Annotated in this window: 18 protein-coding genes and 1 tRNA gene; 9 read left to right on the top strand and 10 right to left on the bottom strand. The window is 60.2% G+C overall.

Features of this window, described 5'->3' with window-relative positions; all coding sequences use genetic code 11:
* Positions 1–9: 9 nt before the first annotated feature.
* Together K0F85_RS03970 and K0F85_RS03965 are read right to left on the bottom strand one after the other, a co-directional pair.
* Positions 10–465: a peptidylprolyl isomerase gene (locus tag K0F85_RS03970; protein WP_034785165.1), complete on the bottom strand. Its 456-nt coding sequence runs from the start codon at positions 463–465 to the stop codon at positions 10–12.
* Between the two features lie 135 nt (positions 466–600).
* Positions 601–2,475: a LamG domain-containing protein gene (locus tag K0F85_RS03965; RefSeq protein ID WP_219114653.1), complete on the bottom strand. Its 1,875-nt coding sequence runs from the start codon at positions 2,473–2,475 to the stop codon at positions 601–603.
* Positions 2,476–2,720: 245 nt separating this feature from the next.
* Here K0F85_RS03965 and radC point away from each other — a divergent pair, with 245 nt between their 5' ends.
* From radC to rpmG, 3 genes are all read left to right on the top strand, one after another.
* The gene (gene radC, locus K0F85_RS03960) at positions 2,721–3,395 is read left to right on the top strand and encodes a DNA repair protein RadC (protein ID WP_219114652.1); all 675 of its coding nucleotides are present in this window, start codon (positions 2,721–2,723) and stop codon (positions 3,393–3,395) included.
* Positions 3,396–3,641: 246 nt separating this feature from the next.
* Positions 3,642–3,878, top strand: coding sequence for a 50S ribosomal protein L28 (rpmB, locus tag K0F85_RS03955; protein WP_010400928.1), 237 nt, complete (start codon positions 3,642–3,644; stop codon positions 3,876–3,878).
* Positions 3,879–3,900: 22 nt separating this feature from the next.
* A complete protein-coding gene (gene rpmG / locus K0F85_RS03950) occupies positions 3,901–4,068 on the top strand; it encodes a 50S ribosomal protein L33 (protein WP_010400929.1) in 168 nt (55 codons plus the stop codon).
* Positions 4,069–4,208: 140 nt separating this feature from the next.
* Here the strand turns inward: rpmG and K0F85_RS03945 are convergent, their stop codons facing one another.
* From K0F85_RS03945 to K0F85_RS03925, 5 genes are all read right to left on the bottom strand, one after another.
* Complete coding sequence (locus K0F85_RS03945) at positions 4,209–5,417, bottom strand: fatty acid desaturase (RefSeq protein ID WP_219114651.1); 1,209 nt, start codon at positions 5,415–5,417, stop codon at positions 4,209–4,211.
* A gap of 133 nt (positions 5,418–5,550) precedes the next feature.
* Positions 5,551–6,954 (bottom strand): mechanosensitive ion channel family protein, encoded by a 1,404-nt coding sequence (locus tag K0F85_RS03940; protein ID WP_257572512.1) that lies wholly within the window; start codon positions 6,952–6,954, stop codon positions 5,551–5,553.
* Between the two features lie 66 nt (positions 6,955–7,020).
* The gene (locus K0F85_RS03935; RefSeq protein WP_219114650.1) at positions 7,021–8,340 is read right to left on the bottom strand and encodes an RsmB/NOP family class I SAM-dependent RNA methyltransferase; all 1,320 of its coding nucleotides are present in this window, start codon (positions 8,338–8,340) and stop codon (positions 7,021–7,023) included.
* Positions 8,341–8,361: 21 nt separating this feature from the next.
* Positions 8,362–8,970 (bottom strand): phosphoribosylglycinamide formyltransferase, encoded by a 609-nt coding sequence (gene purN / locus K0F85_RS03930; protein WP_219114649.1) that lies wholly within the window; start codon positions 8,968–8,970, stop codon positions 8,362–8,364.
* A gap of 156 nt (positions 8,971–9,126) precedes the next feature.
* Positions 9,127–9,525 (bottom strand): barstar family protein, encoded by a 399-nt coding sequence (locus tag K0F85_RS03925; protein WP_034747450.1) that lies wholly within the window; start codon positions 9,523–9,525, stop codon positions 9,127–9,129.
* Between the two features lie 401 nt (positions 9,526–9,926).
* Between K0F85_RS03925 and K0F85_RS03920 the strand changes: the two genes are divergently transcribed.
* The 5 genes from K0F85_RS03920 to K0F85_RS03900 all read left to right on the top strand — a co-directional run bounded on the left by K0F85_RS03920 (position 9,927) and on the right by K0F85_RS03900 (position 13,770).
* Positions 9,927–10,439 carry a glycine zipper 2TM domain-containing protein gene (locus tag K0F85_RS03920; protein WP_034785134.1) on the top strand — a complete coding sequence of 171 codons (513 nt, stop codon included), beginning with the start codon at positions 9,927–9,929 and terminating at the stop codon, positions 10,437–10,439.
* A gap of 98 nt (positions 10,440–10,537) precedes the next feature.
* Positions 10,538–11,326 (top strand): spermidine synthase, encoded by a 789-nt coding sequence (locus K0F85_RS03915; protein WP_219114648.1) that lies wholly within the window; start codon positions 10,538–10,540, stop codon positions 11,324–11,326.
* 47 nt (positions 11,327–11,373) lie between these two features.
* Positions 11,374–13,125 carry a GspE/PulE family protein gene (locus K0F85_RS03910; protein WP_219114647.1) on the top strand — a complete coding sequence of 584 codons (1,752 nt, stop codon included), beginning with the start codon at positions 11,374–11,376 and terminating at the stop codon, positions 13,123–13,125.
* Between the two features lie 68 nt (positions 13,126–13,193).
* A tRNA-Lys gene (locus tag K0F85_RS03905) sits at positions 13,194–13,269 on the top strand.
* A gap of 102 nt (positions 13,270–13,371) precedes the next feature.
* Positions 13,372–13,770 (top strand): hypothetical protein, encoded by a 399-nt coding sequence (locus K0F85_RS03900; RefSeq protein WP_219114646.1) that lies wholly within the window; start codon positions 13,372–13,374, stop codon positions 13,768–13,770.
* Positions 13,771–13,772: 2 nt separating this feature from the next.
* Here the strand turns inward: K0F85_RS03900 and K0F85_RS03895 are convergent, their stop codons facing one another.
* Both K0F85_RS03895 and K0F85_RS03890 read right to left on the bottom strand, forming a co-directional pair.
* Positions 13,773–14,276: a hypothetical protein gene (locus tag K0F85_RS03895; protein ID WP_219114645.1), complete on the bottom strand. Its 504-nt coding sequence runs from the start codon at positions 14,274–14,276 to the stop codon at positions 13,773–13,775.
* Between the two features lie 3 nt (positions 14,277–14,279).
* Positions 14,280–15,326, bottom strand: a complete 1,047-nt coding sequence (locus K0F85_RS03890) for a lysozyme inhibitor LprI family protein (protein ID WP_219114644.1) — start codon at positions 15,324–15,326, stop codon at positions 14,280–14,282.
* Positions 15,327–15,499: 173 nt separating this feature from the next.
* Here K0F85_RS03890 and K0F85_RS03885 point away from each other — a divergent pair, with 173 nt between their 5' ends.
* On the top strand, positions 15,500–17,656 hold the full coding sequence (locus K0F85_RS03885; RefSeq protein WP_219114643.1) for a S9 family peptidase: 2,157 nt from the start codon (positions 15,500–15,502) through the stop codon (positions 17,654–17,656).
* A gap of 60 nt (positions 17,657–17,716) precedes the next feature.
* Here the strand turns inward: K0F85_RS03885 and K0F85_RS03880 are convergent, their stop codons facing one another.
* Positions 17,717–19,009, bottom strand: coding sequence for an MFS transporter (locus K0F85_RS03880; protein WP_219114642.1), 1,293 nt, complete (start codon positions 19,007–19,009; stop codon positions 17,717–17,719).
* Positions 19,010–19,031 lie beyond the last annotated feature (22 nt).

The raw sequence follows: 19,031 nt of genomic DNA, 5'->3' as shown, positions 1-19,031 counted from the left end.
GCTATTCCTTCACAGCACCGAAATGAGCTTGACTTCAAAACGCAGCGGCTGGCCGGCCAGCGGATGGTTGAAGTCGAACAGGGCCGAATCGTCGCGCATTTCGCGCAGAACGCCGGCAAAGCGGCCGCCGCCCGGCGCGGCAAAGTCGACCAGGTCGCCGATCTTGTAGTCGGCGCCCGGCACGGAGTTTTCGTCCAGCGTCGCGCGCGAAACCGATTGCACCAGCTCGGGATTGCGCTCGCCAAAGCCTTCGCCGGCGGCCAGCTCGAACGTCTGGTGCGTGCCTTCAGGCAAGCCCAGCAAACGCTGCTCGAGGAACGGCGCCAACTGGCCCTGCCCCAGCATCAAGGTAGCAGGATTTCCGCTGAAGGTAGTGACAATATCAGTACCGTCAACAGTAGCAAGACGATAATGCAGGGTGAGGTAAGCCGCTTCGGTGACGACTGCTGGTTGCTCGTTGGACATAGTGAGTTTTCAAGTAGCTGATGCAAAACGATATTGTAAGCCACACTGGCCGCGCCTGCCCCATGCCATCTCGGCGCGGCCATGCTTTTGTCAAAAAACATGGCCGCGCACCGCATCCAACGTCAAATCAGCGAATCAGACGTTGACGTACGTCAACCCGCCAGGCGTGCTGGCGTGATTGCCGAAGCCGGAGCTGTCTTCCAGGTTGCCGTCGAGCTTCCAGCGTCCCACGGGCCGGTTCACGATGCCATATTGACCATAGTCATACACTTCCTTCGGCGTCAGCACGCGGTCGTACAGGATCACGTCGGACAACTGCCAGGCAGGCGTGCCCTGCTCCAGCGCATGCACGGGGTGGCCGATCACCAGGGGTGTGCCGGTGGCCTGCACGAATGGCTGCACTATTTTGTTCCCCTGGTACATCAGGAAATCATCGACGTACAGGCTGATGCTACCATCATGCTTGACAGTATAGGTGCAGCGAAACCAGCGGTTGGGAATGTCCACCTTCAAGCCGTGCCCATTGCTGTTGGCACCCAGGCCAGCAAACCCTTCGTTATCCCATAAATGCAGGAAGGTGTTGATACCACTCTCCCCGGTCGTAAATTTTTGCAAAAGCGCCCAGCCTTTCAGATTCGATTGGCGCTTGATGAAAGCCAGTTCAAGGTCCTTGATCGAGGAGATTGCCTGTTGCCGGATGCAATACGACAGCGAAAAGTCCGCACTCTCATAGCGCACGGACGACGGCACGGTGAGCATCAGGCCAGGCTGGAATTGCAAGGTCTTCGTCACGCCGAAGCAAGGCGTTGGCGGCGCCGGACGCATGGCGTCTTCGCCGCGCAAGGCGTCCCAGACAGCCATGCGCTTGTTGCTGTAGGCCGGCGTCTCGACCAGGTTCAATCCGTCGTCCTCCATGGGATTTCCCCCATTCCAGTCCCAATAGCACGCCAGTTGCACGCCCGTACGGCGTATGGCGCTCAGCAACGCATGCAAGTTGTCTTGACGTTCGGTATCTTGCAACGCCAGTTCCTGCTTTTTCGACAGGCAAAAGCTGCCAAGGTAATACGGCTTGCCCAAGGTATATGCGGCTCGCTGCATCACTTGCAGGTAAGCGAGCGAAGACGAGACGAAGTCGGCCGGCAGATCCGCGCTGCTGTCCAGGGCGCTGCTCACATATTCATTACCCGGGAACAGATTTTCACAAAGGCAGTCGACCGGATCCGGATTCACGAATGGCAGGGTTTCCGTGACGTATTGCTGCAAGGAACCTTGACGGGGCAAAGTATGGGCAATTCCTGCATTACCGGAGGAAATCATCCGCGCCAGGGCATCGTTGTCGCGCAGCAATTGCGCCGTCTCCTGGATGATTTCACGGGTGGCAGTCAAGTCTATCTTGGCCACGTCCATCAGTTCCTGAGCAGCCATCCAGGCGGCGATGCCGGCGTGGTTGCTGTAGCGCTGCGCAAACGCCTTGGCAAAGGCACGCATGTAGTGGCGTGTTTTCGATTGTGGATTGACCAGTGCCACACGAGCGGCCGCGGCCTGTTCGTCTTTTGTAGCGCCCTCAGCGCCCGCTTCCCCCACCAATTGCGGCACGGCGTAGGAATTCCAGAATGGGCAGGCGATGATGCCGATGCCATTGGCCAGCGCGCAATCGAGCAGCGCCGTTATGGCAAGCCAGTACGAATCTTTGATATTCACATCGGTTAGCGTGTTGTCAGCTGCGAACTTTGGCTTGCCAACGACTTCGCCCCAATTCCAATAGCCATCCTTGCCGTTGAAAGGCGCCAGCATCACCTGGATGTACTTGAAGCCGTTGCTGGCAAGGTACGGCAAATCGGTGCTGTAATCGGGCTTCTTCAGGTCCGGAACGAGCGGTGCGGCAACACTCCAGTTCCGGTGTTCCAAATACGCGTGCGCATTGAGGCCGATACCACTGACCTTGCCCGTATTGACACCGGCGGCGTTGAACTCTTGCATGACTCCATTGATAACTTTGATATAAGGCATGACGACTCCTGTAAAACAAGTGGAAGACATTGAGTTCAGGGCCCTGACTCCCCGTCGCTGCAACTTGCATGGATTGCAACGACAGGTAAATGATAGCGTCTGGAAATGACCAGGCAGGCATCTTGGTTTTTGTTTTTTTCATATGATTCCCCATAAAGACGAGCTAGCGCAGCATCGCTGCCTCAGGATGGCGCCACAATCATCCCCAGGCGCCACTATCAGCCGGGCGCGACAGGGGAGGCAGCATGGGCATCAAGGATTGGCCGGCCAGCGAACGGCCACGCGAACGCCTGATCGAGGATGGCGCGCAGTCGCTGTCGGACGCGGAATTGCTGGCCGTCTTCCTGCGCACGGGCGTGCGCGGCAAGAGCGCCGTGGAACTGGCGCGCGACACAGTCGAGCACTTCGGCTCCTTGCGGGGCCTGTTCGGCGCCAGCCTTGTGAGTTTTTCCGCCGTACACGGCTTGGGCAGCGCCAAGTTCGCCCAATTGCAGGCGGTGATGGAACTGGCGCGGCGCGCCATCATCGAGGACTTGCAGACGGGGCAAGCCCTCAATGCGCCACACGCCGTCAAAGATTATTTGCGCCTGACCCTGGGCAACCTGGCGCATGAAGCGTTTCATGTGTTGTTTTTGGACGTCAGGAACCGCCTCATCACGACCCGCGAAATGTTTCGTGGCACCCTCACCCACACCAGCGTGTATCCGCGCGAAGTGGTCAAGCAGGCGCTTCTGCACAACGCGGCCAGCATCATGCTGGCCCACAACCACCCTTCCGGCACGCCGGAACCGAGCGAAGCGGATTTATTACTGACACGTGCGCTGGTGCAAGCCTTGTCGCTGGTGGACGTACGCATCCTCGACCATTTCGTCGTGGCCGGGCGGCAAGTGCATTCCTTTGCGGAACATGGCCAGATCTAGGCCAGCGCCGGACTATCGCAGTTAACCATGTGTAAACAAGGACATACGTGACAGCAGCAACACGCTTATCTAACAGTAAACAGCGCTGTTTACCAGGGCGTTTCCCCAGGAAGAAGGGCAAGAGACAAATTGTTAAATTTTTTCAATACAACATGACACAATTGTTTTTCGCAAGTCATTGATAAATCTGCTTATTTTGGATATACTCTCGTTTTTCCAATTTGGAATATCTTTAAGGAGTGCGCCATGGCACGTGTTTGCCAAGTCACTGGGAAGAAGCCGATGGTCGGCAACAATGTTTCCCATGCAAACAACAAAACCAAACGTCGTTTTTTGCCTAACTTGCAGAATCGTCGTATTTTTGTTGAATCTGAAAACCGCTGGGTCTCCCTGCGTTTGTCCAACGCCGGTCTGCGCGTCATCGATAAAGTCGGCATCGACGCCGTATTGGTCGATATGCGCGCTCGTGGCGAAAAAGTCTAATTAGCAGAATAAGGGAGCTATCATGGCAAAATCAGGCCGCGACAAAATCAAGTTAGAATCGACCGCCGGTACGGGTCACTTCTACACGACTACCAAAAACAAGCGTACGACGCCTGCGAAAATGGAGATCATGAAATTTGATCCTAAAGCACGCAAGCACGTAACGTACAAAGAAACCAAGATCAAGTAATTGATATTGTGTTCTGTAAAAAGAGCCGCTCCACTGAGCGGTTTTTTTTCGCCCTGATTTTCAGCCGGCGCCCTCGCGTTTTTCCGGGATGAAAAAAAGGCCCTGGAATCCAGGGCCTTGATCGTGAGCGCTAACGCTCGTTATGCGTAACTGCGCAGGCGCAAGGAGAAATCCTGCAGCGACTGGATGCCAGACGCTTCGGCGCGCGTGCACCAGTCTTGCAGCTTCTGCAGCAACTGTTCGCGCGTAAAGTGTGAACGCTCCCATATGGCGCCCAGTTCGACGCGCATATGATGCATGGTTTCCAGCGCCTTGCTGTGCTGGAACAATTCCGACAACTGCTCGTGCTGCGCATCGGCCAGCTTGCCCGGCTCGCGCTGCATCAGCTTGCGCGACGATTTCAAGAAGCGTTTTTCCAGTTCGGCCTTGTGCTTCAGGTGTTCCAGCTCTTCCTTCCAGGCATGCTTGATCGATTTCGCATACTTGGCCATCACGTCGTAGCGGTTGGCGATGACGGACTGCAAGGTCTCGAAGTCCGCTTCCAGCTTGCCGGGCGAGAACTTCGGTTCCGGCGCCAGCTTTTTCACCTTGGCCAGGCCCAGCATTTCCAGCGCGCGGATATACGCCCAGCCGATATCGATTTCATACCATTTCGACGACAGCTTGGCCGACGTGGCATACGTATGGTGATTGTTGTGCAACTCTTCGCCACCGATCAGGATGCCGAAAGGAATGATGTTGGTGGCCGCATCGGCGCAGTCGTAATTGCGATAACCCCAGTAGTGGCCGATACCGTTGATGATGCCGGCTGCCGTGATCGGAATCCACATCATTTGCACGGCCCACACGGAAATGCCGATCACGCCGAACAAGGCGAAATTGATGACGAACAAGGACACCACGCCCAGCCAGCTGTATTTGGTGTACAGATTGCGTTCGATCCAGTCCGTCGGCGTGCCGTGGCCGTACTTGGCCATGGTTTCCATGTTCTTCGATTCAGCGCGGTACAGCTCGGCGCCTTCCCAGAACACTTTCTTGATGCCGCGCGTCACGGGGCTGTGCGGGTCTTCTTCCGTATCGCATTTGGCATGGTGCTTGCGGTGGATGGCGGCCCACTCCTTGGTGACCTGACCCGTCGTCAGCCACAACCAGAAACGGAAGAAATGACTGGGAATCGCGTGCAATTCCAGCGCCCGGTGAGCCTGATGGCGATGCAGGTAAATCGTGACGCTGGCGATCGTGATGTGCGTGACCACCATGGTGTACAGGAAAACTTGCCATGCGGACAGATCGGTAATGCCAGTTGCCATGAACTGCAAAACGTCGTGTAAAACGGAACTCAATGTCATTACTGCTACTCCAAGTGAACAGGGCGTACGCACGTTCTCTCCAGTGACTGTGGAGGTACGGCAAAGTATATTTTAGGCGTGATTGTACGCCCTAATGGGTACTATCAGGCGAAATCGGAGGCAGGCAGCGAGGTTAAGGCTGGGTGCCGGATGGCGAGGACTCACCGTCTGCCGCGCCGAGAAGCGGGGCAGGAGGCGTACCAACAATACGCAATTCGCGTTGCGGAAACGGTACAGTGACCTTATGTTCCTGCAAGGTGCGCCAAATGGCGCGGTTCACATTCGACTTCACGCCGCCGGTACCGTTTTCCGGGTCCGCGATCCAGAAGCCGACCTGCACATCGAGGCCGTCGGCGCCGAAACGCACGAGGGTGGCCGACGGCGGCTTGCTTTGCGACACGCGCGGCACCTTGGCGGTGGCCTCTTCCAGCAAGGGAAAGATGACGTCCAGATCCGTTTCATAGCCAAGCGACACAGGCACACCGAGCCAGATCATACGATTGCTCAGCGACATATTCTGTACACCGCCGGATATCAGCATTTCATTGGGCACGATGGATTCAACGCCATCGGCACCCAGTAACACAGTATAGCGCGTATTGATTTGCGTGACTTTTCCCGTGAACTGGCCAACGGTGATCATGTCGCCGATGGTCAGACTACGGTCGAGCAGAATGATGAAACCGGAAACAAAGTTTGCGGCGATCTTTTGTAAGCCGAAGCCCAGCGCCACGCCGAAGGCACCGCCAAATACGGATAGCACGGTCAGGTCGATGCCCACCAGCGACAGGCTGACCAGCACGGAAACGAGGATCAGCACGGCGCGCCCCATGCGCGACATCACCACGCGCAAGGAAGTGTGCAGCCCCGGCATTTTCATCAGGCGCTCGTCGAGCGAAGTACCGGCCCACATGGCCAGCACCAGCAGCACGGCCACCGAAATAGCGGCTTGCAAGATGGCCGCTACGGACACCTTGTTGCGTCCCAACGGCACGATGATGCTTTCCAGGAAGGTGTGCAATTCCGGCCACAGGCCCGTGATATACAGGGCCATGCCGGCCCACACCACGACAGTAAAGATTTTTTCCAACAGCAACATAGTGGGACTGATGTCGCCATGGCGGGAAAAAATGCGGCGCAGCACATAAAAACCGAAGCGCACCAGCGCCATCGAGGTGCATAGAGGGATGGCAATACTGAGCAGGTTCACCGACTGCAACTTGGCCAGGAAATGCTGCGCAATGCCCAGCAGCATGGCCGCCAGCACCGGCGTCAGGATGCGGATGAAACTATCCGTGCGCTGCAAGGCTTCCGGCGTGGCCGGGACAGCGGCCGCCTCCGCTCGATTGTGCAGGAACACGCGCAACTGCCGCACCAGCAGCCAGCTCAACGCCATGCAGGCGAGGATGAGCAGCGCCTGCCACAGTATGGCCGGTTGACGGAAATCGTTGACAAAATCAGTGATCAGGTTGAGCAGCGGCGTTTCGTTCATGGCGGATGAGGTCTGGAAGGTGGGACGGAGGGGCGGTGTGCCCATGCCGCCAGGCGGGCTGGCGGCATTGAAAGCCGCCGCTGCAGGGTGCAGCGGCGGCCCGTGACAGGCTTACTCGGCTTGTTCAGCGTCAACGTCGTCGGCCGGCTTTTCATCGGCGTAGACTTTTTTCGGCATGACCTTGCGCTCGAACACGGCGGCGAAGAAGCCGTCGGTCTGGTGCAAGTGCGGCAACAATTTCAGGTAGTCACCCATTTCCAGCTCGATCTTCTGTTCGGCCAGCACCTTGTTCATTGGCACCAGGGTGAAGTCCGGATGGGCAGCCAGGAATTGCTCGGCGATAAAATCGTTTTCTTCATTCAGGAAGCTGCAAGTGGCGTACACCAGGCGGCCGCCGCCCTTGACCAGGCGCGCCGCACCGGCCAGGATGGCTGCCTGCTTGGCTTGCAACTCGACGATGGAATTCGGCTGCTGGCGCCATTTCACGTCCGGATTGCGGCGCAGGGTGCCCAGGCCGCTGCACGGGGCATCGACCAGCACACGGTCGATCTTGCCGGCCAGGCGCTTGATCTTGGCATCGCGCTCATGCGCGATCTGCACCGGATGCACGTTCGACAGGCCGCTGCGGGCCATGCGCGGCTTCAGCTTGGCCAAACGCTTTTCCGACACGTCGAACGCGTACAGACGGCCCGTGTTGCGCATCAGCGCGCCCAGCGCCAGCGTCTTGCCGCCCGCGCCAGCACAGAAATCGACCACCATCTCGCCGCGCTTGGCGCCGACGATCTGCGACAGTATCTGGCTGCCTTCATCCTGCACTTCGATGGCGCCGCTCTGGAACAAAGGCATGTTTTGCAGCGAAGGCTTCTTGATCACGCGCAAACCCAGCGGTGCATAAGGAGTCGGGGTACTGAGGATAGGCGCTTCGGCCAGGGCCAGCATCACGTCTTCGCGCGTGGCCTTGAGCGAGTTGACGCGCAAATCCAGCGGCGCCGGTGCGTTCAGCGCATCGGCCAGCTTCATGGTTTCCGCTTCGCCGAACTGGGCGATCAGCTTGTCGAACAGCCAGGTCGGCATGTTGGCGCGCATATTCGCCGGCATCAGGCTGCGGTCGATCTGCGTGATGCGTTCCAGCCATTCGACTTCTTCTTCCGTCAAACCACCGAGCGAGTCGGCACCGACAGCTTCGGCCAGGCCGAGGATGGTCAGGCGGCGCATGGTCGGGCCACTGCCCGCTTCGGCGAAGTCCGTGAAGAACGATTTGTTGCGCAGCACGGCATAAATGCCTTCGGCGATGGCGCCGCGCTCGCGCGAACCGAGGCGCGGATGGTCGCGGAAATAGCGCGACAAGGTGGTGTCGGCCGGGGCCGTGAAACGTAAAATTTCGCGCAATACTTCTTCAGCATTGGCAAGTATCGCTGGTGGCAATCTCATTGTTATTCTTCCTGTAATATTTTATTGAGGGTCCACGCGGACCTGGCCATGCTCGATCGACAGTTTATCGTCAATGAACAGGCGGATGGCGCGCGGGTAAAGCAGATGTTCCTGTACCAGCACGCGCGCCGATAAGCTGTCTTCTGTGTCGCCAGGCAAGACGGGGACTTTCGCGCTCGCCACGGCCGGGCCATGATCGAGCTCGGCCGTCACGAAATGCACGGTCGCGCCGTGTTCCGTCACACCCGCCTCGAGCGCCTGGCGGTGCGTCGCCATGCCCGGGAACAGCGGCAGCAGCGAGGGGTGGATATTGAGCATGCGCCCCGCGTAATGCTCGACGAAAGGCGGCGTCAGGATGCGCATGAAACCGGCCAGCACGACCAGGTCGGGGGCGTAGCCGTCGATCACGGCTTGCAGCGCCGCATCAAACTGCTCGCGGCTGGCATAATCCTTGTTGGCAACGACTGCCGTCGCTATCCCATGTTCCGCGGCGAAAACCAATCCCTGGGCGTCGGCCCGGTTACTGATGACGGCGGCAATCCGGGCTGGCCATTGCTCGGCTTGCGCCGCGCGTACGACCGCTTCCATGTTGCTGCCGCGTCCGGAAATGAGGATAACGATATTTTTCATAGCGCGCATTGTACCCGCTATGGCGATGCGAATCTAGAAAGGCCGGCATTATTGTTGCGGCGCAACATGAGTGCTGGCGCGCCGCGAGCGCCCGGGGATGCCGCTGCTCACCTGCGCGGGAAGCGGGCTTGGCGGCGTCGCGGCAAGAGTCAGTCTTTACTCGAACGAATAGAAAACGCGAAACGGGACTTTCTTTTCGGCCCAGTAGTCGGCTGCGTCGCGAAACACGTCGAGCAGGATCTCGCGCGCTTCCTTGTCGAATTTTTGCGTATTTGGTAATTGCTCCAGCACCACCAGGAAACCCGTTTGCGTGCCGGCCTTGAACATGGTGTCCGTCAGGCACAGGCGCAGGGCATCGAAATTCTTCGCCAGATTTTTCGGAAACAGGAATGCTTCTGCAATAATGCCGATGACTTGTTGTTTGGTCTGTCCAGCGTTGCAATGCGCATATAAAAAGTGCTGCCCGAGACGGATCGCCTCGTCTTGTAATTCGGTCACGCGAAAGGCACGGATGGACTGGACAAGGTTGGGCGGCACGGTTAGTAACAAACTCATTTTTCCCTCAAATCGACCTGTTATGTATGGATCTGTTCTAACTGCTCTTCTTATTGCATCCCCGCACGCGGGTCAATGCGCACGCGGTGATTCGATCTGTATCAACTTTTATGCGATTCAGTGCGATTTTATATAAGCCATACGCGTATTAGGGTAACGTGTTGTCCTGCATGAATCAACCCGAATATGATGTCAAACGCAAGATTTGTTACAAACCGCTGGTTTCAAGTCACTTCAACATCTTGTATCGATTGAAAGTGCATGTTACAGACTGTGGGGCAAGGAGCTTGGGCTGTTACATTTTGTTGCCATGCGAAACACTCGCCCAGGTCTGGCGGGATTACTATAGTCTCAAGTTATAAAAAATACCCTGAAAGATTCTCTACATAATGAGGTTAGAAATGAACTTGCAAGCCAAATTGATGATGTCAGCACTTTGTATCGGCGCATTGCCACTCGCCCAGGCCGCCGACTTTGAAGATTTCGGCAAAGTCGTGCGCGTCGTGCCGCAAGTGGAACAGATCAATCGTCCACGCCAGGAATGCCGTACGGAATACGTGCAAGTGCAGGCGCCGCCGCAGCAGCGCAGCGCTGGCGGCTCCATCGTCGGCGGTATCGCCGGTGCCCTGCTCGGCAGCCAGGTCGGCGGCGGCAATGGCCGCACGGCCGCTGCTGCGGCTGGCGCGATTGCCGGCGCCGTCGTTGGCGACCGTGTCGACAACCAGAACAATTACCAGGGCGGCATGCAGGAACAGGCCGTCAAGCAATGCCGCCAGGTCGACCACTGGGAATCGCGCAACAATGGCTACCAGGTCACCTACGACTACCGCGGCCGCAACTACACGAGCATCATGTCCTACGATCCGGGCGAACGCATCCGCCTGCGCGTGTCGATCGAGCCAGCTCAGCAGTAAGCGCAACAAGCGGCCCGCACCATGCCAGCCCCAGCGGCTGGCATTTTTTTGTGCAGCTACGGCACGGGCTATAATGCGGCACACTTTCAGGCCGCCTTATGCTTATCAAACGAAAATCCATCGAACAAGTCGAATCCTCGCGCCCTGCGCGCAAGCCCCGCTATGCCCCTGTCACCCTGTCCGAGATGGATGGCGTGCGCTATCTGCATTTCGGCACGGAGTGGGTGCAGGGCGCCATGCGCATCCGCAAGCCGGACTGGCCGGAGCTCGAATACGCGCAGCAGATGATGGCGTGGATGCTGTGGATAGCGCAACCGCAGCGCCTGGCCCAGCTGGGACTGGGCACGGCCGCGCTGACCAAGTTCTGCTACCGCCAGTTCCCGCAGGCGCAAGTCGAGGCCATCGAACTGAATCCGTCCGTCATCACCATCTGTGCGTCGATGTTCAAGCTGCCGCCCAACGACGAGCGCCTGCACGTGCGCGAGATGGATGCGCTCGACTACGTCAACGATGACGCCAACCACGGCACCCTCGATGCCCTGCAGGTGGACCTGTATGACGCCACGGCGCGCGGTCCCGTGCTCGATAGCGCAGAGTTTTATTCCGCCTGCTGCGCCTGCCTGGCTCCGCACGGCATCATGACGGTGAACCTGTTTGGCGACCACCCCAGCTACGCGAAGAACATCAAGGCGATGAAGTTTGCGTTTGAACAGGTGATCTGCCTGCCGGAAGTCCATGATGGGAACGTGGTGGCGATCGCTTTCAAGACGAAAGTGGCACTCGATGCCGAGGCGCAAGCCGCCCTGCTTGAGCGTGCCAAGCAGATCGTCGCCGAGACCAAGCTGCCCGCCAAGTCCTGGCTCAAGGGCATCGTCAGTACCCTGTAAACGCCGACCTGTCCAGGCAAGGCCGGCAGCCCGGAAAGGCGCCGGCCATGTCCGCTCCCCCTCCTCCCGACACGCCGCTGGAACTGCCGCAACTGCTGGCCTGGCTACAGGAAGACGGCTTGCTCGACGCTGCGCAGGCAGCCGCCGTCCATACCCAGGCCGCCGTGCAGCCGGCGCCACCCTTGCATCCGCTGTGCAGCATCGCCCACGGCGCACTGACGCTCGACACCCTGTGCGCGTGGCTGGCGCAACGGGCTAGCCTGCCATATCTGCGCATCGATCCCTTGCACATCGATTTCAGCCAGGTGGCCGACGTCATGACGGCCAGCTATGCTGCCCGCTTCAACATCCTGCCCGTGGAAAGCACCCTGGAGCGCATCGTCATCGCCACGGCCCAGCCGTACGCGCTCGCCTGGCAGGCGCAGCTGGGAAACCTGGCGCCACGCAAGCTGAGCCTGGTCATCGCCAATCCGCTGCATATCGCCGACGCCATCGCACAATTTTTCAGCCTGGCCAGTTCCGTCAAGGTGGCCCGGCAAGCGTCCACGCAAGACCTGGCGCTGCGCCACAATTTCGAACAACTGGTGGAGCTGGGGCGCAACAAGGGCAACCTCGACGCCAACGACCAGCACGTGGTGCGCATCGTCGACTGGTTGTGGCAATACGCGTTTGCCCAGCGCGCCTCCGACATCCATCTGGAACCGAAACGCGATGCGGGCCTCGTGCGCCTGCGCATCGACGGCCGCCTGCACCAGGCCTACCAGCTGCCGCCCGTGGTATTGCTGGCCATGACGGCGCGCATCAAGTTGCTCGGGCGCATGGACGTGGTGGAAAAGCGCCGCCCCCAGGATGGCCGCATCAAGACGCGCAATGCGCAGGGCCAGGAAATCGAACTGCGCCTGTCGACCTTGCCCACGGCCTTCGGCGAAAAGCTCGTCATGCGCATTTTCGACCCGGAAGTGGCCGTCAAGAGCCTGTTTGATCTGGGTTTTCCGCCAGCAGACGCCGAACGCTGGCGCCAGCTGACGGCACGCACGCACGGCATCGTGCTGGTGACCGGCCCTACCGGCTCGGGCAAGACCAGCACCCTGTACTGCACCTTGAAGGCGCTGGCCGGCAGCGACGTCAATGTATGCACGGTGGAAGACCCCATCGAGATGGTCGAACCGGCCTTCAACCAGATGCAAGTGCAAACCCAGGCCGGCATCGAACTGTCGTTTGCCGATGGCGTGCGGGCGCTGATGCGACAAGACCCCGACATCATCATGGTGGGCGAAATCCGCGACCTGGCCACGGCCGAGATGGCCATCCAGGCGGCGCTGACCGGCCACCTGGTGCTGTCGACGCTGCACACCAACGACGCGCCCTCGGCCGTCATGCGCCTGCTGGAACTGGGCCTGCCCGCCTATCTGCTGGAAGCATGCCTGGCCGGCGTGCTCGCGCAGCGCCTGCTGCGCTGCCTGTGCGCGGCTTGCAAGCAGCTGGATGCCGCCCCCGGCGCCGCTGCCTGGCAGCGCCTGACGGGCGGCCAGCTGGAACGGCCGGAGCTCACGTACCGCCCGGTCGGCTGCGCCCAGTGCCGGCACAGCGGCTACCTGGGGCGCGCCGGCATTTATGAACTGCTGAGCGTGACGGAAACGTTCGGCCAGTTGATCAAGGCGGGCGCCGACCTGCACGCCCTGCGCCGGCAGAGCATCCTCGATGGCATGACGCCGCTGCGCATCGCCGGCGCGCGCAAGATCATCGACGGCACGACCAGCATCGATGAAGTGCTGAAGCTCACGGCAGCCCTGCCTTAGCGGGCTAGCAATTTCTCGCAGGAATGCTTTGCATTCCTTTTCAACTGATATATAATGCGGCCTCTTTCGGGTCGTTAGCTCAGCTGGTAGAGCAGCGGACTTTTAATCCGTTGGTCGCAGGTTCGAATCCCGCACGGCCTACCACGAATGCGCAGTACTAAAAAGCCCATCCTCACGGATGGGCTTTTTGCGTTTCCGCCCCCGGGTTATACTGATTCTTCGTCTTGCCAGCCCTGAAAGAAACGCATGAAATTTGCCGTCACCCTCCTCCTGGCAACCGCCTGCCTGTCCGCCCACGCGCAAGCGCCCATCGTGCTCGACGGCCAGTACAGCGCGCGCACGGACGAGATGAGCTTGCAGATCATCGGCAAGCGCGTCTGCTTCGCGCCAGACAAGGCGCAATGGGGACGTTTGCCCCGCCCGGCGGCGGCACACGACGCGTGGTTTTGTTTTAGCAACGATGGCGAAGCACGCCGACTGCTGCGCGTGCCCGCAGGCCAGGCCGACAATTGCGGCTGGCAAGCGCGTGCGCGCATCGTCATCAACACCTATCAGCCGTATGTGGAACAGGGCGACGGCAACGACATGGCACGCCTGGCATCGGTGGTGAAAGTGGCGCAACCGAATGCCATCGCCTGCGAGTAGTGTCAATCGAGTTCGTATTCCTGCAAATAACGGGCAAACAAGTCGCCATCGGCCAGCGGACAGACAAAACCCGCGCCCCAGTCGGCCAGCAAGAGCTGTTCTTTCAAGGGCAGCAGCAACAGCTCTGGCATGCCATCGCTGCACCACAGGTCGCACACGATGCCCTTGTCGTCCAGGCCCGCGAATAGTGTCTCCGTCTTGTCGCCGCCAAAGGCCAGCACGTTCTTGCATTCCACGCGGTAACTGCTGTAGCCCGTGTAGACGGCATCATACGGCGGCATGGCATCGGCCAGCGCCAGGCGCAGCTGATCGGCGGTGATGCCCAGCACGCGCATCTGCGACGGCGGCGCCTCGGGCACGTACATCTGCGTCCAGCCGTCGCCGCTGCGGTGCGCGTCGGCGAACGCCTGCTGCTCGCCCATCTGCGTCAAACAGTGCTGTAAGTTATTCAGCGGCAACAGTTCGATCATGCAAAAATCGTCTTCGTGATAGTACGCTTCGCGCATGCCTTAATCCCCCAGCATCGCTTGCAGTTGCGCATTGCGCCGCGCCGTCAGCAGGCCGGCCCAGGTCTCGCTGGTGACGGACGGATAGCGCAGGGCGCCGAAATGCATCCAGGCATCGCGGTACGCCAGCCACAGGCGCTGGGTGGCGCGGATGCCCTCCTTGCCCACGGCGCCCGCATAGGTCTCGGCCGGCTTTTTCATCAGCTTGCCGTAGATGGCGTTGAGTTCCTTGTCGAGTGCCGCCGCCTGCGCCTTCGACCTACTTGGCGGCAGCTTGCCGCCTTCGTACGCACGCAAGTCCTGCGCCAGCAAATCGAGCTCGGCGGTGCGGGCGGCGATGCTCAGGGCGGCGCGCGCCGTGCCGCTCAAATCCGTTTCATTAGCGGCGCGCGCATCGGCAAACTTGCTTGCCGCCGTCTGCAGCTTTTGCAGTGACGCTTGCGCCACGGCAGGCATGCTTGCGCTGACTTTATCTGTCGCCTGCGCGCGCACTCTTTGTTTCTGGCGCGCATCGATGGCGCTGCACACGCCCATCATGTAGCCGCTGGTGATGTCGTCGCACCAGTCGATCATGCCGCGCCCGCTGGCATTGATCTGCTGCAAATGTTCTATGCGCCCCTGCATCTCGGCCGGCGCCGCGTCGATGCTGCACGCATACTTGAGCGCCAGCAAGGGGTCTTTCTGCACACCCTGCCCATTTTGGTACAGCATCATCAGCACGGCGCTGTTGTGCGTAGCCATGGCGCAATGGCGCACGGCACGCCAGTCGGCAGGCTTGGACGAGGACATACTCTTGGTATCGTAATACAGGTCCGTCGCCTGGCACTGCTGCAAGGCAGCCACAGCGGACGGCGCCGGCAAGTCGGCCGGCGGCGGTGCCGCATCCTTGACCTTCAGGCAGCCCGCATACCAGGCCGTGCTTTCCGCGTGGCCCACGCCCATGGCGCTGGTATTCGGGTACGGCGCGGCGGCAGCGGCAAAAACCGGAGCAGCCAGCAGGCAGCTCGCGCCCAGCAATAGCGATTGCAATAAGGGTAGACTAATTTTCATGTTCAAGCAGCCCCAGCGTAAGTAAAGCGGCAAGTTTAACTGATCGGATACGCCGTGCATGTCCGCCATGCGTGCGCCAGCCTGGTAAGTTACGGTACACAGCCTTGGCAGCGGGGGAAACGATGGGCAATAATGTTGCCCGCTGTACTTTTTTCACTTCCCGGACTACGCCCATGACCTCACCCCGTCTTCGCCGTTCCCTCGCCCCCCTGCTGATCGCAGCGGCCTGCGCCTCGCTGGCAACGACCATCCACGCCGCCGATACCACGCCGGCTATACCAGTTGCCACCGCGCAAACGCAAGTTAAACATGCGATCACGCATGAAGACGTGTGGCTGATGAAACGGGTGGGCGCGCCTGTCGCCAGCCCGGATGGAAAGTGGGCCGTGTTTTCCGTCGTCGACAGCGCCTACGATAGCAAGGAGCAATGGTCGGACCTGTGGATCAAGTCGCTGCTTGACGACAGCCCCGCGCGCCGCCTGACCTATTCCAAAAGCGGCGAAGGCGCCGTGGCCTGGTCGCCGGACAGCCGCCAACTGGTGTTCGTCGCCAAGCGCGATGGCGATGAAGCGGGACAGATTTACCGCCTCGACGTGGCCGCTGGCGGCGAAGCGCAGCGGCTGACTTCGCTCACCCTGGGCGCGCGCATGCCGAAATGGAGTCCGGATGGCAAGCAATTGCTATTTATCAGCGACATTTATCCAGGCAACAAGACGGAAGCCGACGTCAAGCAAAGCGCCAAGGAACGCAAGGAGCGCAAGGTCAGCGCCCGTTCGTATGAAACAACGGCGCCCCGCTATTTCGACAAATGGCTGACCGACAAGCAAGTGCGTCTGTTCATCGTCGACGCCGAACCTAACGCTGTCCCACGCGACATCCTGTCTGGCACGCAACTGGTCACCCTGCCGGGCTTTGGCGGCAGCCAGGGCGACGAGGGACAATCGCTGGACGCCGTCTGGACGCCGGATGGCAAGGCCGTCGTCTTCAACGCGGCCACCAATCGCGATGCGGCCCAGCGCGAAGCCGTGGTCTCGCAACTGTATCTGCTGCCCGTGGCCGGCGGTGAAGCACAGCGTTTGACGCAGGACAAGCATAGCTACGGTTCCCTGAAATTCGCGGCCGACGGCAAGACCCTGTTCGCCCTCAGCGACGCGCAAACGCCAGGCAAAGTGTATGACGTGAAACGCCTGGCCAGCTTTGCCTGGCCGATGAGCAACCCTGCGCCTACGATATTGACGGCCAAGCTGGACCGGTCGATTTCGCGCTTCGTGCTGCCCGAAGGCGGCAAGCGCGTCCTCTTCAGCTATGAACATGCAGGCCTGGAAAAGCTGTACTCGATCGACGCCAAAGGTGGCGAGGTGCGCGAGGAGCCATCCTTGCCGACGGGTACCATCAACTCGCTGAGCAGCGGCGGCAAGGCCCTGGTCGGCGTGTGGGAGTCGTCCATCAACCCGCCGGAAATCTATGCCTTCAACGGCAAGCAGCCGAAGCGGCTGACAGCCTTCAACACGGACAAGGCAAGTAAAATCGACTGGCAGGCGCCCGAGCACTTCTGGTTCACCACGGCAGACGGACGCCGGATCCACAACATGCTCGTCAAGCCCGCCAACTTCGATCCGAACAAGAAGTATCCGCTGTTTACCGTCATCCACGGCGGCGCGGCCAGCATGTGGCGCGACCAGTTCGTGCTGCGCTGGAACTATCACTTGCTGGCCAAGCCAGGCTATGTCGTGCTACTGACCGACTACAAGGGTTCCACCGGCTATGGCGAGGAATTCTCGCGGGCTATCCAGTTCGACCCATTGAAAGGTCCGGGCGACGAAGTCAACCAGGGTGTCGATGAAGCCATCAAGAAATATGCCTTCATCGACGGCACGAAACTGGCCGCCGGCGGCGCCAGCTATGGCGGCCACCTGGCGAACTGGCTGCAAGCGACCACCACGCGCTACAAGGCCATCGTCTCGCACGCGGGCGAGATGGACTTGATCATGCAATGGGGCACCAGCGATGGCGGTTTCGGCCGTGAAACGAATGCGGGCGGCCCCGTCTGGTCAAACCTGCCCGTGTGGCGCGACCAAAGCCCCCTCATGCAAGCGGGCAACCACGAAAAAGGCACGGGCTTCACGACCCCGATCCTGATCACCGTGGGCGAGCTCGATTACCGCGTGCCGGCCAACAATGCCTTGATGAACTTTGCCGTGCAACAACGCCTGAACGTGCCGGCAAAATTGCTGGTCTTCCCGGACGAAAACCACTGGATCTTGAAGGGCGAGAACAGCCGCTTCTTCTATAGCGAAGTTGAAGGCTGGCTGGCTAAATACCTCAAGTAAATCCTGAAGCGTTCTTGGTAAAACAGAAGCCAGGCTCCGCGCATGCGGGCCTGGCTTTTTTCATGCGGGCTGGACAGTAGCCACGGCCGCCGTCTGCCGCCGTATCGCCAGCACCAGCAGCGCGGCCAGCAGGCAGGCGGCGCCGGCCGCGAACAGGGCCGGATTGTAGGTCAGCATCAGGGTGCGGATGCGGCCCGCCGCGTATGCGGCCACGGCAGCGCCCAGCTGGTGGCCGGCGAAGATCCAGCCAAACACCATGCCCGCCCGCTCCCGGCCAAAGGTGGCGCCCACCAGTTTCACGGTCGGCGGCACGGTGGCGATCCAGTCCAGGCCATAGAACATGGCGAACAGCGACAGGCCGTACAAGGTAAATTCCGAATACGGCAGCCAGAACAAGGACAGGCCACGCAAGCCGTAGTACCAGAACAGCAGTTTGCGGTTGTCATAGCGGTCCGACAGCCAGCCGGACAAGATCGTGCCGAACAGGTCGAAGGCGCCCATCATGGCCAGCACGGAAGCGGCCGGCACGGCCGACAGGCCCGCATCGCCGCACAGGGAAATGAAGTGCGTCTGGATCAAGCCGTTGGTGCTGAGGCCACAGATGAAAAACGTGACTAAGAGTATCCAGAAGGTACGGTGTGCCGCCACGCTGCGCAAGACCACGAACGGCGTGGCGAACGTCATGTTCGCCGCAGGCAGCCCCACCAGGGGCGTGGCAGGATCGGCGCCATACGGACGCAAGGCCACGTCCTGCGGCCGGTTGCGCATGCACAGGAAGGCCAGCACGGCGACGATCGCGCAGGCAATAAACACGGGCATGACGGCCGTGCGCCAGCCGTAGTGCTCGATCAACCAGGCGCCCACGGGCAGGAATAGCAGCTGGCCCGTGGCCGAGCTGGCCGTCAGCACGCCCACCACCAGGCCCCGGTGCGTCTCGAACCAGCGGTTGGCCACCACTGCACTCAAGACCAGCGCCGTCATGCCCGAGCCCAGCCCCAACAGGATGCCCCACAGGGCCACCAGGTGCCAGAACTGCGTCATGCGCGTGGCCAGCAGCATGCCGGCCGCGATCAGCCCCAGGGCCACGCAGATGACATTGCGCAAGCCGAAGCGCTCCATCAGGATGGCGGCAAACGGCCCCATCAAACCGAACAGCACGAAGCGCACGGCCAAGGCCGAGGAAATCTGCTCGGCATCCCAGCCGAACTCACGGCTCAAGGGTTGCATCAAGGCGCCCGGCAAACCCAGTGCGGCAGATGAAGTTAATGCCGTGAGGAAAGTAATGGCGACGATGACCCAGGCAAAGTGCATGCCGCGCCGCGCCAGCCATTGCGAAAAGGGATAGGAAAGCATGCAGCCCTCATGAGAAAAAGTG

Source organism: Janthinobacterium sp. UMAB-56 (assembly GCF_900095265.1).
Lineage (GTDB): Bacteria > Pseudomonadota > Gammaproteobacteria > Burkholderiales > Burkholderiaceae_D > Janthinobacterium.
This window is presented reverse-complemented; position numbering and strand designations above follow the sequence as displayed.